The following is a 16,749-nucleotide window of genomic DNA, read 5'->3' on the forward strand; positions in this document are numbered from 1 at the left end:
GCGGTGGCGCGGGGTGATCTGTCGCAGAAGATCCAGGTGGATGCCCGGGGCGAGATCCTGGAGCTGAAGAACACCATCAACACCATGGTCGACCAGCTCTCGGCGTTTGCCGCGCAGGTGACCAGGGTGGCCCGGGACGTGGGTACCGAGGGTCGGCTGGGTGGTCAGGCGCAGGTGCCGGGTGTCGCGGGTGTGTGGCGTGATCTCACCGATTCGGTGAACTTCATGGCCAACAATCTGACGGATCAGGTGCGCAACATCGCTCAGGTGACCACGGCGGTGGCGCGGGGTGATCTGTCGCAGAAGATCCAGGTGGATGCCCGGGGCGAGATCCTGGAGCTGAAGAACACCATCAACACCATGGTCGACCAACTCGGTTCGTTCGCCGACGAGGTGACCAGAGTGGCGCGGGACGTCGGCACCGAAGGCATCCTGGGTGGTCAGGCCACCGTGCCCGGCGTCTCCGGCACCTGGAAGGACCTGACCAACAGCGTCAACTTCATGGCGTCCAACCTGACCAGTCAGGTGCGCAACATCGCCGAGGTCACCACGGCGGTGGCCAAGGGCGACGTCTCCAAGAAGATCACCGTCGACGCGCGCGGCGAGATCCTGGAGCTGGTCACCACCGTCAACACCATGGTCGACCAGCTGAGCGCCTTCGCCGACGAGGTCACCCGGGTCGCCCGCGAGGTGGGCACCGAGGGCATCCTCGGCGGCCAGGCCCGGGTGCGCGGGGTCTCGGGCATCTGGAAGGACCTGACCGACAACGTCAACTTCATGGCGTCCAACCTGACCAGCCAGGTGCGCAACATCGCCGAGGTGGCCACTGCGGTGGCCCGCGGTGACCTCTCCAAGAAGATCACCATCGAGGCCCAGGGCGAGGTCGCCGCCCTGGCCGGCACCCTGAACACGATGGTCGACCAGCTGAGCGCGTTCGCCGTCCAGGTGACCAGGGTGGCCCGCGAGGTGGGCACCGACGGCATCCTGGGCGGCCAGGCGGACGTGCCGGGCGTGGCCGGCATCTGGAAGGACCTCACCGACAACGTCAACCAGATGGCCAACAACCTCACCGGGCAGGTGCGCAACATCGCCCTGGTGATCACCGCGGTGGCCCGCGGCGACCTCTCGCAGAAGATCGACGTCGACGCCCGGGGCGAGATCCTGGAGCTCAAGACCAGCATCAACACCATGGTCGACCAGCTGAGCGCGTTCGCCGACGAGGTGACCCGGGTGGCCCGCGAGGTGGGCACCGACGGACGGCTCGGCGGCATCGCGCGGGTGCCCGGGGTGGACGGCACCTGGCAGGACCTCACCGAGTCGGTGAACGAACTGGCCAACAACCTGACCCGGCAGGTGCGCGCGATCGCCCAGGTGGCGACCGCCGTGACCCGCGGTGACCTGTCCCTGCGCATCGACGTCGACGCCTCCGGCGAGATCGACGAGCTCAAGGACAACATCAACCAGATGATCGCCAACCTGCGCGAGACCACCAGGACCAACCAGGAGCAGGACTGGCACAAGACCAACATCGCCCGGTTCTCCGGCCTGCTGCAGGGCCGGCGGGACTTGGAGGCGGTGGCGTCGCTGATCATGAGCGAGCTGACCCCGGCGGTCTCCGCCCAGCACGGCGCCTTCTTCCTGGCCCAACCGGCCGGCCGCTCCTCGGAGATGGTCACCGAGGACGACGACGAGGCCGACACCGTGCTGCGGCTGATCGGCTCCTACGGCTACCAGCGCCGCTCGATGCCGACCACCTTCCGTCCCGGCGAGTCGCTGGTCGGCCAGGCCGCGATCGAGAAGCGCCCGATCAGCCTGACCGAGGCGCCCCCCGGCTACCTGCGGATCTCCTCCGCGCTCGGCGAGTCCCAGCCCGCCCATGTGGTGGTGCTGCCGGTGCTCTTCGAGGGCCGGCTGCTCGGCGTGATCGAACTGGCCACCTTCAGCTCGTTCACCAGTGTGGTGATGGACTTCCTCACCCAGGTCGCCGACCTGATCGGGGTCACCGTCAACACCATCAGCGTCAACACCAAGACCGAGGGCCTGCTGCTGGAGTCCCAGCGGCTGACCGCCGAACTGTCCATGCGCTCCGCCGAGTTGGAGGCCCGCCAGGAGGAGCTGGAGCGGACCAACGAGGAGCTGCAGGAGAAGGCCGAGCAACTGGCCCAGCAGAACCGCGACATCGAGATCAAGAACAGCGCGATCGAGGAGGCGCGCCGGGTGCTGGAGGAGCGCGCCGAGCAGCTGGCCCAGGCCAACCGCTACAAGAGCGAGTTCCTCGCCAACATGTCGCACGAGCTGCGCACCCCGCTCAACTCGCTGCTGATCCTGGCGAAGCTGCTCTCCGACAACAACGAGGGCAACCTCTCGTCCAAGCAGGTGGAGTTCGCCGACACCATCCACGGCGCCGGCTCCGACCTGCTGCAACTGATCAACGACATCCTCGACCTGTCCAAGGTGGAGGCCGGGAAGATGGACGTGCGCCCGGCCCGGATCGCGCTGGTGCAGCTGACCGACTACGTGGAGGCGGCGTTCCGCCCGCTCACCGCGGAGAAGGGCCTGGAGTTCACCGTCGCCGTCTCGCCCGACCTGCCGGCCACCCTGCACACCGACGAGCAGCGGCTCCAGCAGGTGCTGCGCAACCTGCTGTCCAACGCGGTGAAGTTCACCGAGTCCGGCACGGTGCGCCTGGAGATCGGCCCGGCCGGTCCGGCGGTGCCGCAGCACATCCGGGAGCAGCTCCTGGAGTCGGGCCGGATCGACGACCCGGACGCCCCGCTGGTGGCCTTCTCGGTGACCGACACCGGGATCGGGATCCCCGACGACAAGCTGCGGGAGATCTTCGAGGCGTTCAAGCAGGCCGACGGCACCACCAGCCGCAAGTACGGCGGCACCGGCCTGGGCCTGTCGATCAGCCGCGAGCTCGCCCGGCTGCTCGGTGGCGAGATCCACGCGCAGAGCGAGCTCGGCCGGGGCAGCACCTTCACCCTCTACCTGCCGCTGCTGGAGGAGGTGCCGGACGCCTCGCCGGAGCGCGGAGCGTCGGCGAGCGGGCAGCTGCGGGCCTCGGTCGGCGTCACCCCGACCGGTGAGCCGGTGCCGGTCGGGGACAACCCCGCGGAGCAGTGGGCCCAGGAGGTCCGGGAGTTGGCGCTGGAGCGGCGTCGCGGCGCGGCGGAGCGGCGCCGGGCGGCCGCCGAGCGCTCGGAGCCGGCCGCGCAGCCGGTCGAACCGGCCGAGCCGCCGCAGCGGGTCGAGCCGGCGCCGGCGAACCGGCTCGAGGAGCTGCCGGCGCCCCGGGCCGGCTCCAGCACGGAGTTCGAGGGCCGGTTCGACGGCGAGGAGGTGCTGATCGTCGACGACGACGTGCGCAATGTCTTCGCGCTGACCAGCGTCCTGGAGCAGTACGGGCTCACCGTGCTGTACGCCGAGAACGGCCGCGAGGGGATCGAGGTGCTCGAGCAGCACGAGAACGTCTCGCTGGTGCTGATGGACATCATGATGCCGGAGATGGACGGCTACGCGACCACCGAGGCGATCCGCCGGATGCCGCAGTTCGCCGGGCTGCCGATCATCGCGTTGACCGCCAAGGCGATGAAGGGCGACAAGGAGAAGAGCATCGAGGCGGGCGCCACGGACCACGTGACCAAGCCGGTGGACACCGACCACCTGCTCGGTGTGATGCGGCACTGGTTGGGGGCGCGCGGCTAGCGGTTTGGCACCGGCGTTTACTGGCGAGGCGGACCGGGAACCCGCTAGGGTCACTCATCGTTGCGAACAGTAACCGGACGACGACGGTGCGCGGGGCGGCAGCGGCGTTTCCCGGGCCGGCAGGTGCCTTCTGTGGCCTGTGACGAGCATCCGATACGGCTGGGCAAGGGGGTGCGGCTAGCATGGCCGGGACAGTGGCGAGCGGCACGCGAGTGCCGGCGCGCGGGAAACAGGCGGGCTATTCGGCAGGAGGGCGGGTCGTGGTGCAGAAGGCGAAGATCCTCCTGGTCGATGACCGGGCGGAGAACCTGCTCGCGCTGGAGGCGATCCTGTCGGCCCTGGACCAGACGCTGGTCCGGGCCGCTTCCGGCGAGGAGGCGCTGAAGGCGCTGCTCACCGACGACTTCGCGGTGATCCTGCTGGACGTCCAGATGCCCGGCATGGACGGCTTCGAGACGGCCGCCCACATCAAGCGCCGCGAGCGCACCCGGGACATTCCGATCATCTTCCTGACCGCGATCAACCACGGTCCGCACCACACCTTCCGCGGCTACGCGGCCGGTGCGGTGGACTACATCTCGAAGCCGTTCGACCCGTGGGTGCTGCGCGCCAAGGTCTCCGTCTTCGTCGACCTCTACATGAAGAACTGCCAGCTCAAGGAGCAGGCGGCACTGCTGCGCCTGCAACTGGAGGACGGCCCCGCGGGCAGCAACGGGTCCGGCGGCGACTCCGCCGAGCCGCTGCTCGCCGAGCTCAGCGCCCGGCTGGCCTCGGTGGAGGAGCAGGCCGAGACGCTGACCAAGCAGCTGGACAACTCCTCGGAGACTGCGGCCGCCGCCACCGCCGCCCATCTGGAGCGCAAGCTGGTCGCGCTGCGGGCCGCCCTGGACGCGCTGCGGCCCGGCACCGTCGTCGACTGAGCCGCTGTCACCCGACGCGCCGTCAACGTCCCGCCGTTCGGTCCGCCGACCGAGTGAACCGGATGGGACTGACGGTGTGTCGATGAGCGGAGGCGACACACCCTGGGGCATGACGGTCGGTCATGTGTCCCGGGCCGGAGGCCGCCGGTAGGCTCTGGTCCATGGCCACACGGACGCCCGGCAACGCACGCAGCTCCAGTTCGGGTCCGGCGAAGAAGGCCGCTCCGGCGCGGAAACCGGCCGCTCGCAAGCCCGCCGCCAAGCCTGCCGCGAAGTCCGCTGCCAAGGCCCCCGTGAAGGCCCGCAAGGCTGCCGCACCCAAGCCCGCCCCGGCCCCGGCACCGCGCCGCCGGCACCCGGTGGTCCGCGCCGTGGGCGGGGTGGCCGGCGGGGTGGGTTCGGTCTTCCGCGGCTTCGGCACCGGCGCGAAGAACCTGCACCCGGTGCACCGCAAGGACGGCCGGGCGCTGCTGCTGCTGGCGCTCGCCATGGTGGTCGGCGCCGGCACCTGGTTCAGCCCGCAGGGCTGGCTCGGCACGGCGGCCACCGTCGTGGTGAGCGGGCTGTTCGGCCGCCTCGGCGTGCTGGTCCCGCTGCTGATGGCGGGCATCGCGATCCGGCTGATGCGGCATCCGGAGGTGCCGGAGGCCAACGGGCGGATCGTCATCGGCCTGAGCACGCTGGTGGTCGGGGTGCTCGGGCTGGTGCACATCGGCTGCGGTGCCCCCGGCATGCAGAACGGCGCGGCCCGGCTGCGGGAGTCCGGCGGCATCCTCGGCTGGGGCGTCTCCACCCCGCTGATGGCCGCCGCCGGGCCGCCGCTGGCGGTGCCGCTGCTGCTGCTGCTCACCTTCTTCGGCCTGCTGGTGGTCACCGCCACCCCGGTCAACAAGATTCCGGAGCGGCTGCGGCTGCTCTTCGTGCGCCTGGGCGTGGCCGAGCCGCTGCCCGCCGACGGCTACGGCGACTACGACGAGTACGGCCAGGAGTACGCCACCGGCGACCGGGACTTCTCCACCGAGCCGCCGGAGGACGCGGACCCGCAGGCACTGCCGTACACCGTGGACGGCGGGCGGCCCGAGTCCCCCGAAGACGAGGTGGCGGCCCGGCGCCGCAAGCGCGGCCGGCGCAAGCAGGTGGACGAGCCCGAGCTCGCCCCGGCGGTGCCCGACATGTTCGTCAAGGACCCGTTCCAGACCCGCGACCTGGCCGCCGGGGTGGCCGCCGACCTGGACGGCGCACTGCTGCACGGGGTGCCCGCCTCACCGGCGGTGGCCAGCATCATGCACCAGGTGCAGGACCGCACCGCGCCCCCGGAGGAGTCGGCGGTGCCGACGGCCCGCGCCGCGGCCCCGGCCGGCGGCGTGCCGGCCGAGCACGCCGCTGCCCCGCAGCGGATGGAGCAGCTGCAGTTGCTGTCCGGCGGCGACTACGCGCTGCCTTCGCTGGAGCTGCTGGAGCGCGGCGGCCCGGCCAAGGCCCGCAGCGCCCTCAATGACGAGGTGGTCGCCCAGCTGACCGCCACCTTCGCCGAGTTCAAGGTGGACGCCAAGGTCACCGGCTTCAGCCGCGGCCCGACGGTCACCCGCTACGAGGTGGAGCTCGGCCCGGCCGTGAAGGTCGAGCGGATCACCGCGCTGGCCAAGAACATCGCCTACGCGGTGGCCAGCCCGGACGTGCGGATCATCAGCCCGATCCCGGGCAGATCCGCGGTGGGCATCGAGATCCCCAACCGGGACCGGGAGATGGTCAACCTCGGCGACATACTGCGCTCGCGCAGCGCCGCCGAGGACACCCATCCGATGGTGGTCGGCATGGGCAAGGACGTCGAGGGCCACACGGTGCTCGCCAACCTGGCCAAGATGCCGCACATCCTGGTGGCCGGCGCCACCGGCGCGGGCAAGTCGAGCTGCATCAACTGCCTGATCACCTCGGTGCTGATGCGGGCCACCCCGGACGAGGTGCGGATGGTCCTGGTCGACCCGAAGCGGGTCGAGTTGACCGCCTACGAGGGCATTCCGCACCTGATCACGCCGATCATCACCAACCCGAAGAAGGCGGCCGAGGCGCTGCAGTGGGTGGTCCGCGAGATGGACCTGCGCTACGACGACCTGGCGGCCTTCGGCTTCCGGCACGTGGACGACTTCAACGCGGCGGTGCGGGCCGGCACCGTGACCCCGCCGCTGGGCAGCGAGCGGGAGCTGACGCCCTACCCGTACCTGCTGGTGATCGTCGACGAGCTGGCCGACCTGATGATGGTCGCCCCGCGCGACGTCGAGGACTCGGTGGTCCGGATCACCCAGTTGGCCCGCGCGGCCGGCATCCACCTGGTGCTCGCCACCCAGCGGCCGTCGGTGGACGTGGTGACCGGCCTGATCAAGGCCAATGTGCCGTCCCGGCTGGCATTCGCCACCTCGGCGATGGCCGACTCCCGGGTCATCCTGGACCAGCCGGGCGCCGAGAAGCTGGTCGGCAAGGGCGATGCGCTCTTCCTGCCGATGGGCGCCTCCAAGCCGGTCCGGATGCAGGGCGCCTTCGTCACAGAGGCCGAGATCGCCGCCGTGGTGCAGCACTGCAAGGACCAGCTGACCGCCGTCTACCGGGACGACGTGACGGTGGGCGGCGGACCGAAGAAGGAGATCGACGAGGAGATCGGGGACGACCTGGACCTGCTGATCCAGGCTGCCGAGCTGGTGGTCTCCACCCAGTTCGGCTCGACCTCGATGCTGCAGCGCAAGCTGCGGGTCGGGTTCGCCAAGGCGGGGCGGCTGATGGACCTGATGGAGTCGCGCGGCATCGTGGGGCCCAGCGAGGGGTCCAAGGCCCGTGACGTGCTGGTCAAGCCGGATGAGCTGGACGGGGTACTGGCCACCCTGCGCGGGTAGGGCTCTGATGGGCCGTCAGTACCGTGCGCCCCGGTGGCCCCGGGGTGCGCGTTCGGTCGAACTCCGGTTGAGAAACGATTCGCCAGCACCCCTAGACTGTTCTTCCAGCAGGTGGCCTCCGCTCGAAAGGCGTGCCCAGTGACCATCGGCAAGTCCTCCCACCGCGACAACAGCCGATCCTCCACCGCTGACACCGCGCCCGCCCCCGGTGTCCCGGCCGACGCCCCCTCGATCGGGCGCACGCTCGCCGAGGCACGGCGGGCGGCCGGGCTGACGGTCGATGAGGTGAGCGCCGCCACCCGGGTGCGGGTGCCGATCGTGCACGCCATCGAGGAGGACGACTTCAGCCGCTGCGGCGGCGACTTCTACGCGCGCGGGCACCTCCGCGCCCTGGCCCGCGCGGTCGGCGCCGACGGCGACGAGCTGGTGGCCCGGTACGACGCGATCCACGGCACCGAGCCGGTGCAGCTCGCTCCGGTGGCGGCGCTGGAGGCCAAGCGGATAAAGATCGGCCAGGGTCGGCCGAACTGGACCGCCGCGATGGTGGTGGCGATCGTCGCGGTGATCGTGCTGATCGGCTTCAACCTGATCAACGGCAAGTCCGCCAAGACCGCGACCGGCTCGGCCAGTGCCCCGCTGCCCAGCGCGGTCAGCTCGGCCCCCGCCGCGCCGACCGCGCCCGTCCAGCCGCCCGCGCCCGCGAGCACCGCGCCGATCGCCGCCGCCCCGGCCGACAAGGTCACCGTCAAGGTGGTCGGCGAGGGCGGCAGCAGCTGGGTGTCGGCGGTGGACGGCGACGGCAAGTCGCTGTTCCAGAACAATCTGGACGACGGCAAGGACCAGACCTTCACCGATCCGAAGCAGATCAAGCTGGTGATCGGCAACGCGGCGGCCGTCCATCTGTACGTCAACGGCAAGGATCTCGGGCCCGCCGGGAAGGACGGCCAGGTGGTCCACCTCACCTACACGCCCGGTGATCCGCAGGCCGGTTGAGTCGGCCATCGTTCGCCGCGCGGCCTCCGGGGGAAACGGCACCGGGGGCCGCGCGTTAATCTTGGCCCTATGCCTGAACGCCGTACTGTCGCACTGGTCACGCTCGGATGCGCCCGCAACGAGGTCGACTCCGAGGAACTCGCCGGGCGGCTGGAGGCCGATGGCTGGCTGCTGGTCGACGACGCGAGTGACGCCGATGTCGCCGTCGTCAACACCTGTGGCTTCGTCGAGGCCGCCAAGAAGGACTCGGTGGATGCCCTGCTGGAGGCCAACGATCTCAAGGGGCACGGCCGCACCCAGGCCGTGGTCGCGGTCGGCTGCATGGCCGAGCGCTACGGCAAGGAGCTGGCCGACGCCCTGCCCGAGGCCGACGGCGTGCTCGGCTTCGACGACTACACCAACATCAGCGACCGCCTGCAGACCATCCTGTCCGGCGGGCACCACGCGACGCACCTGCCGCGCGACCGCCGCAAGCTGCTGCCGTTGACCCCGGTCGAGCGCCAGGCCGCCGCGGCCGAGATCGCGCTGCCCGGACACGGCGCCCCGGAGGACCTGCCCGAGGGCATGGCCCCGGCCTCCGGCCCGCGCACCCTGCGCAAGCGGCTGGACGACTCCCCGGTGGCCTCGATCAAGCTCGCCTCCGGCTGCGACCGGCGCTGCTCGTTCTGCGCGATCCCGGCCTTCCGCGGCTCGTTCATCTCCCGCCGCCCCTCCGACGTGCTGAACGAGGCGGTCTGGCTGGCCGAGCAGGGCGTCCGCGAGGTGGTCCTGGTCAGCGAGAACAACACCTCCTACGGCAAGGACCTGGGCGACATCCGGCTCCTGGAGACGCTGCTGACCGAGATCGCGGCGGTGCCCGGCATCGAGCGGGTCCGGGTCAGCTACCTGCAGCCCGCCGAGATGCGTCCCGGTCTGATCGACGCGATGACCGGCACCGCCGACGTGGTGCCCTACTTCGACCTCTCCTTCCAGCACTCGGCCCCGGCGGTGCTGCGCCGGATGCGCCGGTTCGGCAACACCGACCAGTTCCTGGAGCTGCTGAAGACCATCCGGGACAAGGCCCCGCAGGCGGGCGCCAGGTCCAACTTCATCGTCGGCTTCCCCGGTGAGACCGAGGAGGACTTCGCGGAGCTGGAACGGTTCATCACCGGGGCCGGGCTGGACGCGATCGGCGTCTTCGGCTACTCCGACGAGGACGGCACCGAGGCCGCGACCTTCGAAGGCAAGCTGCCCGAGGACGTGGTGGCCGACCGGCTCGCCCGGCTCACCCGGCTGGCCGAGGAGCTCACCGCGCAGCGCGCCGAGCAGCGGATCGGCACCGAGGTCGAGGTTCTGGTCGAGTCCCTCGAAGACGGCGAGGTCATCGGCCGCGCCGCCCACCAGGCCCCGGAGACCGACGGCCTGACCACCCTGGTCGGCGCCGAGCAGGCCGTCGTGGGCCAGTTCTACCGCGCCCGGGTGATCGGGTCCGAGGGTGTGGACCTGGTGGCCGAGGCGATCGAGTCCGTCCGTCCGGCGGCCGCGGCATGACCGGCGGGCCGGGCAGCCCGGCAGCGGCCCGCCCGGCCCAGCCGGGGGCCGCCAAGCCGGCGGTGCCCTCGGTGTGGAACCTCGCCAACCAGCTGACCATGCTGCGCCTGGCGCTGGTGCCGGTCTTCGTGGTGCTGCTGCTCGCCGACGGCGGGCACAACCCCAAGTGGCGGGCGGTGGCCTGGGCGGCGTTCGCGATCGCCATGATCACCGACCTGTTCGACGGGGAGATCGCCCGCCGGCAGGGCCTGGTCACTGACTTCGGCAAGATCGCCGACCCGATCGCTGACAAGGCGATCATGGGCGCCGCGCTGATCGGGCTCTCCGTGCTGGGCGACTTGCCGTGGTGGATCACCGCAGTGATCCTGGCCAGGGAGCTGGGCATCACCCTGATGCGCTTCTGGGTGATCCGGTACAGCGTGATCCCGGCCAGCCGGGGCGGCAAGCTGAAGACGCTCACCCAAGGCGTCGCGGTCGGCATGTACGTGCTGCCGCTGACCGGCTGGCTGGCCACCGGTCGGGCGGTGCTGATCGGGCTGGCCGTGGTGCTCACGGTGGTCAGTGGGGCCGACTATGTGCGCCAGGCCGTGCGGCTGCGCCGCGAGGGCCTGGCCCGGGCCGAGGAGGCGAAGGCGAAGTGACCGAGTACCTGCCGCTGGCCCAGCAAGTCCACCACGAGCTGCGCGGGCTCGGCGCCACCCTGGCGGTGGCCGAGTCGCTCACCGGTGGGCTGCTGGCGGCGCAGCTGGTGGACGTGCCCGGCGCCTCGGCGACCTTCCGGGGCTCGGTCACCGCCTACGCCACCGAGCTGAAGGCCGAGTTGCTGGGCGTGGACGAGGGACTGCTCGCGGTGTACGGTCCGGTGCACCCGGTGGTGGCCCGGCAGATGGCCGAAGGAGTGCGGCGGCTGCTCGGTGCCACCTACGGCCTCGCGACCACCGGAGTGGCGGGTCCGGAAGCACAGAATGGTCAGCCAGTCGGCACAGTCCATCTGGGTTTCGCCGGTCCGGGGGGAACTCTGGTGAGATCGCCCCGGCTGTCGGGAGACCGTGCCACAATCCGACGAAAGGCCGTGGCCGGCGCTCTGGAGCTCTTTCTGGCGCAGGCGGTGGCCGTCGGGAACACCCGCGGCACCGCAAGCGTCAGTTGAACAACGGCTGAACAGGCCGAATCCGGGAAACCTCTCGGAACCAGGGGCGTGCGTCCGTCCGGGGTGGGAACAACAGGGGAGGGGAGAGGCTTGCAGCCCAGAGTGAACACGACCACGGTCCCCGCACGGGAAGCGGGCAAGGCGGTACGGTGGGGACGTGACATCTCGATCCGCAGTCCGAGGAGGGAGCAACCGATGATCCTGCTCCGTCGCCTCTTGGGTGACGTGCTGCGTCGGCAGCGCCAGCGCCAGGGCCGCACACTTCGCGAGGTGTCGGCCGCCGCACGAGTTTCGCTCGGATACCTCTCCGAGGTCGAGCGCGGGCAGAAGGAGGCCTCCTCCGAGCTGCTCTCCGCGATCTGCGATGCACTCGACGTCCGGATGTCCGAGGTCATGCGCGAGGTGAGCGACGAACTGTCGCTGGCCGAGCTTGCCGCGATGGCCGCCCTCTCCGAGGACGACCTGCTCCGTCCGGTGCTGGAGCCCGTGCAGCTCCCCGCTCCGGGTGAGCGGATGAGCACGATCACTCCGAAGGCCGCGGCTGTGGACGTCGTCGCTGCCTGACTCGCGCTGCTGACCTGAGCGCTTGACGAGCTTCAGTCTGATGAGGCTCTGCTTGACGAATCCAGGGGGCCGGGAGAAGGAGCCGCGCGTGCACCGAGGCACCGAGGGCGCGGGCCGAATAGGCCCGCGCAGCCGTCGCCGGTCGGCACCTGGGCATGGCCGGGCGTTTCGGGTGGTCGGGCTGCTCGGCGCGGCGCTCTGCGCAATGCTCGTCGTGCATCTGATATCCGCCGGACCGTCGCCCGACTCCGGTGCGTTCTTCGCCCTGCTCACGCTCGGCGGCTGGGGCCTCGGGGTGCTCCCCGTGCACTCCGATAGCGGGGCTCGAGGGCCGGCCCGGCGCTCAGCCGCGCAGCCGCAGCCCTCGCGGAGTGGCGTGGAAGCCGGCCTCCTCCAGGACGGCACCGAGCGCTGAGCCCAGCGCGGGCTCGCCATTGGTCCGCTCCACCGTGAGCCCGCTGAGCAGACCCCGCCGCACCCCGTCCACCAGCGCGCCCACGGCCGCCGCCAGCACCTGCGCGTCCTGCGTCCAGCAGAGCAGCGACTTGCCGCCGCGCTCCAGATACAGCACCAGCTCGCCGTCGACCAGCACCACCAGGGCGCCCGCCTTGCGGCCGGGGCGGTGCGCGGTGGCCTGCTCGCCCGGCGGCTCGGGCCAGGGCAGTGCGGCACCGTAGGCGTTGGCCGGGTCGGCCGCCGCCAGCAGCTGGGCGGCCGGCTGGTCGGCCGGGCTGGGGGCGCGCTCGGGCCACTCGGTGGCGGCCGCCCGCTCCAGGCGTCCGTTGACCGAGCGGAGCCGGTCGGCGGCGCCGTCCATCGCGAACTGGGCGCCGCCCAGCCCCTCGACCAGATAGCCGCGGCGGGCCCGGCCGCGCTCCTCGAAGGCGGAGAGCACCTGGTAGACGCCGGCGAAGCCGCCGGGGATCCGCTCTGCCTGCACCGCACCCCGGGTCAGCACCCCATGGCGGTCCAGCAGCACCTGCGCCTGGGCGGCGGCCCGGCCGGTCGGCTCGGCCGGCTCGGGCAGCAGCGACCAGCGGCCGCCCGTGGTGGGGTCGCTCGGGAGCCGGGCCGATACCCGGGCCAGGCCCCCGTATCGGCCGCGCGGCACCGAGCGCGGTGCCCGGTGCGCGGTCGAGCCGGGGGTGCGGCCGGAGCCGAGCAGGGCCCGCACCGGGGCCAGGGAGTCGTTGGTGACCAGGCCGGCCCAGACCAAGTCCCACAGCGCGGCGACGATCTCCGGCTCGGGGGTGTCCGGCAGCTGGGCGCCGAGCTGCTTGAAGTGCAGACCGTAGCCGCTGGCCAGGGCGGAGAGCAGTGCCTCGTGCAGCGGGGTGCGGGTGAACGGGTGCGGCTCGGGGCGCACCAGGTCGGCGGTCTCGGCCAGGTGCAGGCTGATCCAGCCGTCCTTGCCGGGCAGCGCGCCGGCCCCGGTCCAGCCGATCTCGCCCGCCAGCATCAGCTTGTCGAGCAGACCGGGCTGGTAGTCGGCCAGCCGGGCGGGCAGGATCAGGCGCTCCAGCGCGGAGGCCGGCAGCACCGCGCCCTGCAACTGCTCGACCACCCGGTACAAGCCGTCCTCGCCGCGCAGCTGATGGCCGCTCAGGTGCTGCCACTGCGGCAGGAAGGCGGCCAGGGCCCGCGGCGGCACCGCCTCCACCTCCTGGCGCAGTGCGGCCAGCGAGCGGCGCCGCAGCCGGCGCAGCACCTCGGCGTCGCACCACTCGGGCTCGCCGGTGCCGCCGGCCTCCACCGGGCGGAACTCGCCCTGCACCAGCCGCCCGGCGGCGGTCAGCCGCTGCAGCGTGCCGGCGACCACGGCGTTGCCCAGGCCGAACCGGGCGGCCGCCTGCGGGGCGGTGAACGGCCCGTTGGTCCGGGCGAACCGGGCCAGCAGGTCGCCGAGCGGATCCTTGACCGGCTCGGTGAAGGCCTCGGGGATGCCGACCGGCAGCGGGGTGCCGAGTGCGTCGCTGAGCCGCCCGGCGTCCTCGATCGCGGCCCAGCGCTGCTCGCCGGCGATCTTGACCAGAATGGCCCGGCGGGCCGCCCGCAGCTCGGCCGGCCAGGCGGCCTCGGCGCCCCGGGCCAGCAACTCCTCGGTGCTGAGCGGGCCGAGCAGCCGCAGGGCGTCGGCCACCCCCTCGACGTCCTTGATCCGGCGCTCCGGGGTGAGGCGCTGCAGCTCGGCCTCCAGCTCGGCCAGGACCGCCGGGTCGATCAGCTCGCGCAGCTCGGCCTGGCCGAGCAGTTCGGCCAGCAGCCGGGAGTCCAGGGCGAGGGCGGCGGCCCGGCGCTCGGCCAGCGGCGAGTCGCCCTCGTAGAGGTACTGGGCGACATAGCCGAAGAGCAGTGAGCGGGCGAACGGCGAGGGCTCGGCGGTGGTGACCTCGACCAGCCGCACGGCGCGGGACTCCAGGTCGCGCATCAGCTCGACCAGGCCCGGCAGGTCGAAGACATCCTGCAGGCACTCCCGGACGGCCTCGAGCACGATCGGAAACGAGCCGAACTCACCGGCCACCTCAAGGAGTTGGGCGGCCCGCTGGCGCTGCTGCCAGAGCGGGGTGCGCTTGCCGGGGCTGCGGCGGGGCAGCAGCAGGGCGCGGCCGGCGCATTCGCGGAACCGGGAGGCGAACAGCGCGGAGCCGCCCACCTGGTCCGTCACCAGCTGCTCGACCTCGCCCGGGTCGAAGAGCACCGCGTCGGCCCCGACCGGCGCCTCGTCGACCGCCCCCGGTGCGTCCGGACTCGGGCTGCCGAAGTCGAAGTTGGGGGCCAGCAGATCGACGTCCGGGAGCCGCAGCACGATGCCGTCGTCACCGTGCATCACCTGCGGGTCGAGCCCGTGCCGCTCGCGCAGCCGGGCTCCCAGGGCCAGCGCCCACGGGGCGTGCACCTGGGCGCCGAACGGGGAGTGGACGACGATCCGCCAGTCGCCCAGCTCGTCCCGGAACCGCTCGACCACGATGGTGCGGTCGTCCGGCAGATGGCCGGCCGCCTGCCGCTGCTCGGCCAGGTACCCGAGCAGGTTGCCGGCCGCCCAGTCGTCCAGCCCCGCGCTCAGCAGCCGCTGCTTCGCCTCGGGCTCGGGCAGGCCGCCCAGCTCGCGGACGAACGCGCCCAGCGCCCGGCCGAGTTCGAGTGGGCGACCCAGCGAGTCGCCCTTCCAGAACGGCAGCCGGCCGGGCACGCCCGGGGCCGGGGTGACCAGCACCTTGTCATGGGTGATCTCCTGGATCCGCCAGGAGCTGGTGCCCAGGGTGAAGACATCGCCCACCCGGGACTCGTAAACCATCTCCTCGTCCAGCTCCCCGACCCGGCCGCCGCCCTTCTTCGGGTCCGAACCCGCGATGAAGACACCGAACAGGCCTCGATCCGGAATGGTGCCGCCGGAGGTGACGGCCAGGCGCTGGGCGCCGGGCCGGCCCGTGACCGTGCCGGCCACCCGGTCCCAGACCAGGCGGGGGCGCAGCTCGGCGAAGGCGTCCGAGGGGTAGCGGCCGGCCAGCATGTCCAGCACCGAGTCGAAGGCGGACTGCGGCAGGCTGGCGAACGGGGCGGCCCGGCGGACCAGCGCGAGCAGCTCGTCCACGTCCCACGTGTCCAACGCGGTGATCGCGACCAGCTGCTGCGCCAGCACGTCCAGCGGGTTGCGCGGGATCCGCAGCGCCTCGATCCGCCCGGCCCGCATCCGCTCGGTCACCACCGCGGACTGCACCAGGTCGCCCCGGTACTTGGGGAAGACCACCCCGGTGGAGACCGCGCCCACCTGGTGCCCGGCCCGGCCGACCCGCTGCAGCCCGGAGGCCACCGAGGGCGGCGACTCCACCTGCACCACCAGGTCGACCGCGCCCATGTCGATGCCCAGCTCCAGGCTGGAGGTGGCGACCACGGCGGGCAGCCGACCGGCCTTCAACTCCTCCTCCACCAGCGACCGCTGCTCCTTGGAGACCGAGCCGTGGTGGGCCCGGGCCAGCACCGGTGCGGCGCCCTTGGCCGCGCCCGAGCCGCCCATCAGCTCGGCGGGGCCGTGCTGCTCGGCCAACGCCGACCCGGTGATGCGCTCGTGGGCGATCTCGTTCAGCCGGTTGCAGAGCCGCTCGGCCAGCCGGCGGGAGTTGGCGAAGACGATGGTGGAGCGGTGGGCCTGGACCAGGTCGACGATCCGCTCCTCGACATGCGGCCAGATGCTGGCGGCCTGGGCAGGATCGTCGGCGGCCGGGGCCGGGGAGAGCTCGCCCAGGTCGGCGACCGGGACCACCACCGACAGGTCGAACTCCTTGGCCGCGGGCGGCTGGACGACGACCGCACCGCGCTGCGGGGAGAGGAACCTCGCCACCTCGTCCACCGGCCGGACCGTGGCGGACAGGCCGATCCGCCGGGCCGGGCGCTCCAGCAGCTGGTCCAACCGCTCCAGGCTGAGGGCCAGGTGGGCGCCGCGCTTGGTGCCGGCCACCGCGTGCACCTCGTCGAGGATCACCGTGTCGATGCCGCGCAGCGCCTCCCGGGAGGCCGAGGTGAGCAGTAGGAAGAGCGACTCGGGCGTGGTGATCAGGATGTCCGGCGGATGGCTCTGGAAGCGGCGGCGGTCGGCGGCCGGCGTATCACCCGAACGGATGCCGACCTGCACCTCCGGCTCCGGCAGGCCGAGCCGGACCGCCGCCTGGCGCAGGCCGGTCAGCGGGGCCCGCAGATTGCGCTCGACGTCCACCGCGAGGGCCTTCAGCGGGGAGACGTAGAGCACCCGGAGGCGGCGGCGCGGATCGGCCGGCGGCGGGGTGCTGCTCAGCCGGTCGAGGGCGGCGAGGAAGGCCGCGAGGGTCTTGCCGGAGCCGGTGGGGGCGACCACCAGGACTTCGGCCTCCCGGCGGATCGCGGCCCAGGCACCGGCCTGGGCGGCGGTGGGCCGGTCGAAGGCGGCCTCGAACCAGGCCCGGGTGGCCGGTGCGAAACCGGCCAGCGGGTCGGGGGGGAGTTGCTGGTCCGCCATGTCCTCCAT

9 protein-coding genes are annotated in these 16,749 nt (G+C 72.3%); 8 read left to right on the forward strand and 1 reads right to left on the reverse strand.

Annotated features, from left to right (window positions below):
- The 8 genes from P3T35_RS25200 to P3T35_RS25235 all read left to right on the forward strand — a co-directional run.
- On the forward strand, window positions 1–3,708 hold a 3,708-nt coding region (locus P3T35_RS25200; RefSeq protein ID WP_280707822.1), incomplete at its 5' end, for a HAMP domain-containing protein.
- A 260-nt stretch (window positions 3,709–3,968) separates the two neighbouring features.
- Window positions 3,969–4,628: a response regulator gene (locus P3T35_RS25205; protein ID WP_101382397.1), complete on the forward strand. Its 660-nt coding sequence runs from the start codon at window positions 3,969–3,971 to the stop codon at window positions 4,626–4,628.
- A gap of 161 nt (window positions 4,629–4,789) precedes the next feature.
- Complete coding sequence (locus P3T35_RS25210) at window positions 4,790–7,513, forward strand: DNA translocase FtsK (protein ID WP_101382398.1); 2,724 nt, start codon at window positions 4,790–4,792, stop codon at window positions 7,511–7,513.
- Between the two features lie 138 nt (window positions 7,514–7,651).
- On the forward strand, window positions 7,652–8,506 hold the full coding sequence (locus tag P3T35_RS25215; RefSeq protein ID WP_280707825.1) for a helix-turn-helix domain-containing protein: 855 nt from the start codon (window positions 7,652–7,654) through the stop codon (window positions 8,504–8,506).
- Window positions 8,507–8,575: 69 nt separating this feature from the next.
- The gene (rimO, locus tag P3T35_RS25220) at window positions 8,576–10,036 is read left to right on the forward strand and encodes a 30S ribosomal protein S12 methylthiotransferase RimO (RefSeq protein ID WP_101382400.1); all 1,461 of its coding nucleotides are present in this window, start codon (window positions 8,576–8,578) and stop codon (window positions 10,034–10,036) included.
- Window positions 10,033–10,677: a CDP-diacylglycerol--glycerol-3-phosphate 3-phosphatidyltransferase gene (pgsA, locus tag P3T35_RS25225; RefSeq protein WP_101382401.1), complete on the forward strand. Its 645-nt coding sequence runs from the start codon at window positions 10,033–10,035 to the stop codon at window positions 10,675–10,677. The genes rimO and pgsA overlap by 4 nt, the downstream gene beginning before the upstream one ends.
- Window positions 10,674–11,186 (forward strand): CinA family protein, encoded by a 513-nt coding sequence (locus tag P3T35_RS25230; protein WP_280707828.1) that lies wholly within the window; start codon window positions 10,674–10,676, stop codon window positions 11,184–11,186. Before pgsA ends, P3T35_RS25230 begins: the two co-directional genes overlap by 4 nt.
- A gap of 195 nt (window positions 11,187–11,381) precedes the next feature.
- A complete protein-coding gene (locus P3T35_RS25235) occupies window positions 11,382–11,750 on the forward strand; it encodes a helix-turn-helix transcriptional regulator (protein WP_101382402.1) in 369 nt (122 codons plus the stop codon).
- Window positions 11,751–12,093: 343 nt separating this feature from the next.
- Here P3T35_RS25235 and P3T35_RS25240 read toward each other — a convergent pair whose 3' ends face one another.
- A complete protein-coding gene (locus P3T35_RS25240; RefSeq protein ID WP_101382403.1) occupies window positions 12,094–16,740 on the reverse strand; it encodes an ATP-dependent helicase in 4,647 nt (1,548 codons plus the stop codon).
- Window positions 16,741–16,749 lie beyond the last annotated feature (9 nt).

The organism is Kitasatospora sp. GP30 (genome assembly GCF_029892145.1).
GTDB classification, from domain to species: domain Bacteria; phylum Actinomycetota; class Actinomycetes; order Streptomycetales; family Streptomycetaceae; genus Kitasatospora; species Kitasatospora acidiphila.

Bases quoted from the DNA above. Each gene is read 5' to 3' on its own strand.
- P3T35_RS25210 (WP_101382398.1), top strand. From the start codon at position 4,790: ATGGCCACACGGACGCCCGGCAACGCACGCAGCTCCAGTTCGGGTCCG.
- rimO (WP_101382400.1), top strand. From the start codon at position 8,576: ATGCCTGAACGCCGTACTGTCGCACTGGTCACGCTCGGATGCGCCCGC.
- pgsA (WP_101382401.1), top strand. From the start codon at position 10,033: ATGACCGGCGGGCCGGGCAGCCCGGCAGCGGCCCGCCCGGCCCAGCCG.
- P3T35_RS25235 (WP_101382402.1), top strand. From the start codon at position 11,382: ATGATCCTGCTCCGTCGCCTCTTGGGTGACGTGCTGCGTCGGCAGCGC.
- P3T35_RS25240 (WP_101382403.1), bottom strand. From the start codon at position 16,740: ATGGCGGACCAGCAACTCCCCCCCGACCCGCTGGCCGGTTTCGCACCG.